This is a genomic window from Sodalinema sp., assembly GCF_046483825.1.
In the GTDB taxonomy this organism is placed as follows: Bacteria; Cyanobacteriota; Cyanobacteriia; order Cyanobacteriales; family Geitlerinemataceae; genus Sodalinema.
This window is the reverse complement of the sequence record NZ_JAWOCL010000239.1, coordinates 1-3,640: the sequence shown is the minus strand read 5'-3', so window position 1 is coordinate 3,640 and position 3,640 is coordinate 1. Positions and strand designations below refer to the sequence as shown.

Here is a 3,640-nt window from a genome sequence, read left to right as displayed (position 1 = left end):
TGAACCATTAGACTAGGCGAAGAAACCAAAACCGCATACCCATCTCGGTTGACACCTCCATGCACAAAATAGGTCTCGTTACTCAAACTCCCCACCACTTCTCCCGTTGAGACATTTCGGACATTAACCCAGCCATCAGGATCGCGGACTCGTACACAGGATAACCGTTGTGCGATCGCCGGCGTGGCGGAGAGTCCTAAACTCAGTAACGTCCCTAAAAGGATTGTTTTTCCGAACATTGTTCTACGTCCTTTAACCTATTTGGCTCTGATATCTCCAGCCTAGTCTCGCTGAAACCATAAAGCCGTCAAAAGATGTAAAAATTCAGTTTTTTTATTAAAAACACACAATTTATGACTGCCTGGTTAGGAAATCATGATTTAGGGAGGGTCACGAGGCTTAACGTAACGTAGCCGAGGGGGTTTGTTCCCCCGAGGGAGTATCCACTGGGGTCACCGTTCCGTCATGAATCGTCCAACAGGAATCAGCAATTTCCAAAAGTTCCCCCGCATCGTGAGTCACCACCAACAAACTCCAATCCTGCTTCAGTTGCTTGAGCAAATTCGCCAGTTGACGACGCATCGACCAATCTAACCCCGCCGTGGGTTCATCCAACAGCAACACTTGCGGTTGACGAATCAACTGCACCGCCAACGCCAGCCGTCGCTGCTGGCCACCGCTGAGATCCTGAGGAGAACCATAGAGGGACAGATGGCCCAACCCCACGGATTCTAGGGCCTGTTTAACCCGTTCTGAGCCAATTTCAGGATGACCCAGGCGCAACTCTTCGAGGATGGTTCCGCCGCAAAAATGCCGTTCGGGGAACTGAAACACCAACCCCACCAGTTGGCGTAGTTGTTCCGGGAGGAGTTCGCGATCGCGCCATGTCACCTGGCCCGACGTCGGTTCGGCTAATCCCGCCAAAATCTCCAACAAGGTGGTTTTCCCGGAACCACTCGGCCCGACAATCAATCCCAATTGCTGAGGCGATAACTCTAAATTGAGGGATTTGAGAATTTCCGTCGGACTGGCGGGGGGATGATAGCTGAGATTCGTCAGATGTAGCATAGGAGCGGTAATTTAAGCGTCCTGGGGTTGTCGCTGCTGACGACGGATGGCATACTCGCGAAAGCGATCCATATCCGCCTGAATCGTTGATTCCACCACGCGCCCGACAAACAGGTTATCCATAATCTTTCCTAGGATACCCGGAATCCCGTAGGCCACCGTCAGGCGGACAATACTCGAACCGTGGCGATCGTAAAAGCGCACGGCCCCGCGATTGGGTAAGCCATCAACGGACTCCCATTGAATAATCTGTTGCGGAATCAGCCGCACAATCCGCGATAGCCAGGTAAACTCAAAGGCTCCCGACGCCAGTTTCCAGCGGGATAAATCTGGGTCATGCTCCAAAATCGAGACGGATTCAATCCATTTCATCCATTGAGGCATCTGCTCTAAATCTGACCATAACTGCCAGGCTGCCTCAATCGTAATCGGGACTTCAACTTGTACGCTATGTTCTAACCAATCTGTCATTGGGGCTATCCGATAAATAATGAGTCTGGGGGCGTTGAGGACATCCCAGGCGGATGAAGACCCCCACCTGGGAGAGTGAACGAACGCCTAGGGATTAACGGCGGGCAAACTCCTCTAAAATGGCTTGCGCTGCCTGATTTCCCGATAAGGTCGCTCCCTCCATACTATCGATATAGTCCTGCTGGGTGTAACTGCCCGCGAGGAAGACATTGTGAATGGGGGTGCGTTGGGCGGGACGATAGACATCCATCCCAGGAGCTTCGCGATAGAGGGATTGGGCCAGTTTGACGACACTATACCAGGTCATGTTGAGGTCTCGGGCCGAGGGAAACAGCGATCGCACCTGGTCCAAGACATGATGGGCAATCTGTTCGTTGTTTTGTTTGATAAAGGGGTCGCCGGGGGTCAGAACCAACTGCATCAAGGAGCCTTCACCGGGTTTGTAATAGTCCCCAGGACTGGTTAGGGCTAAATCGGCGAAACAGGAGAAATCAGCATCAGGGGTATAGAGGAGATTATCCAATCCCGCTGCTTCTTGCAGTTGTTGCCGTTTCTGGGCATCTTGCAGTTCCGTCACCCAACCGTCAAACCGCAGTTGCACGGTAGCGACAGGAACGGTATCGAGGTTATAGATATTGTCAAACTCGGGCCATTTGCGCCATTCGGGGGGCAGGATTTTCTTAATTCCCGGCACGTCACAGGCGAAGACATAGGCATCGGCTTCGATGATTTCCTCCGTTTCCCCCTGGGCCACAACAATCGCATCGACTTCGGTTTTGCCGTCATGGTCACTAAATTTAATTTGACGCACTCGGCGGCGGGTATGAATTTTTGTTCCCCGTTCCTGGAGGTAGTCGAGGATGGGTTGATGGAGATAGGTATGGGGGGAGCCTTCCAACATCCGCAAGACTGAGGCTTCGCTGCGGGCGGCGAAGAGTTGGAAGATGGTCAACATACAACGAGCGGAGATGTTCTCGGTGTCGATGAAGCCGAGGGCGTAGGCGATGGGGTCCCACATCCGTCTGAGGCTGCCGTTGTTGCCCCCGTGGGAGCGAAACCAGTCGGCGAAGCTGATGCGATCGAGGTCGCGAATGGTTTTCATGGCCCCGTCGAAATCGACTAAGCCGCGCACGATGGGGCTGGTTCCGAGGGCTAGGGAGTTTTGCAACTTGTCTTGTAGGGAGAGTTGCGAGGTGGTAAAGAAGGCTTTGAGGCCGTTGAAGGGTGCGCCGGTGAGGAAACGGAAGTCCAGTTCTCCGACTCGTCCACCCTCGTTAATAAAGGTGTGGGTATGCTCTTTCAGGCGCAGGGCCTCTAATGCGCCCACTTTTTCCATGAGGGCAAAGAGGTTGTAGTAGCAGCCGAAGAAGACATGCAGCCCCATTTCGATATGGTTGCCGTCGGCATCGACCCAACTGCCCACTTTACCGCCGACGAAGGGACGGGATTCAAAGATTTCTACGTCATGGCCGGCATCGGCTAGATTGACGGCTGTGGTGAGTCCGGCAAGTCCTGCACCGGCGATCGCAACTCGCATATTGCGTTGTCCTACATCTGTTTAAGTTTGCTTAATGTATTGTAATCTTTTGCGGGTCATCTTTGTTGGCCCAGCCGACGTCTCGGGTGAGTCGGTTGGGGGGGCGATCGTGCATCCGAGCTAATATGGTGATGAGTCTATTTGTGCCATCAACTTATGCAAACCTTTACGGCCATTGTTGAGCGAGATTCTGAAACTCACCTCTATGTGGGTTATGTTCCCGGATTTCCGGGAGCGCATTCCCAGGGCGAAACCTTGGACGAGTTGCAGGACAATTTTCGTGAAGTCCTTGAGATGCTTTTAGAAGATGAGGAGGTCTTGTTTGAGACGGAGTTTATCGGGACACAGCAGATTGTGGTTCGGTAAGTGATGATTGACACTCCCCGCTCTAAAGAGACGGGGATTCTTGGTTCATTGAGATTACTTGCTTAGACAAAATCACTTCTGAAAAAGTAGAGGTATTCTCTCCCCAAGCGTTTATTGGGTCTATCCCAAAAGTTCCCGTATGCCCTACGGTACTTAACCCCTTCTTAAGAATGTTGATAGCGGCGTTTTTATCCCTAT

At 52.3% G+C, this 3,640-nt stretch carries 5 protein-coding genes; 1 reads left to right on the top strand and 4 read right to left on the bottom strand.

The window, feature by feature from the left end; all coding sequences use genetic code 11:
* The 4 genes from R6U67_RS15360 to zds form a co-directional block, all read right to left on the bottom strand.
* On the bottom strand, nucleotides 1-239 hold a 239-nt coding region (locus R6U67_RS15360), incomplete at its 3' end, for a hypothetical protein (RefSeq protein WP_410253358.1).
* A gap of 160 nt (nucleotides 240-399) precedes the next feature.
* A complete protein-coding gene (locus R6U67_RS15355; RefSeq protein ID WP_410253357.1) occupies nucleotides 400-1,068 on the bottom strand; it encodes an ABC transporter ATP-binding protein in 669 nt (222 codons plus the stop codon).
* Between the two features lie 12 nt (nucleotides 1,069-1,080).
* Nucleotides 1,081-1,539: an SRPBCC family protein gene (locus tag R6U67_RS15350; protein ID WP_068789402.1), complete on the bottom strand. Its 459-nt coding sequence runs from the start codon at nucleotides 1,537-1,539 to the stop codon at nucleotides 1,081-1,083.
* A gap of 94 nt (nucleotides 1,540-1,633) precedes the next feature.
* On the bottom strand, nucleotides 1,634-3,076 hold the full coding sequence (zds, locus tag R6U67_RS15345; RefSeq protein WP_410253356.1) for a 9,9'-di-cis-zeta-carotene desaturase: 1,443 nt from the start codon (nucleotides 3,074-3,076) through the stop codon (nucleotides 1,634-1,636).
* Nucleotides 3,077-3,232: 156 nt separating this feature from the next.
* Between zds and R6U67_RS15340 the strand changes: the two genes are divergently transcribed.
* Complete coding sequence (locus tag R6U67_RS15340; protein WP_410253355.1) at nucleotides 3,233-3,442, top strand: type II toxin-antitoxin system HicB family antitoxin; 210 nt, start codon at nucleotides 3,233-3,235, stop codon at nucleotides 3,440-3,442.
* The last annotated feature ends 198 nt before the right edge of the window (nucleotides 3,443-3,640 follow it).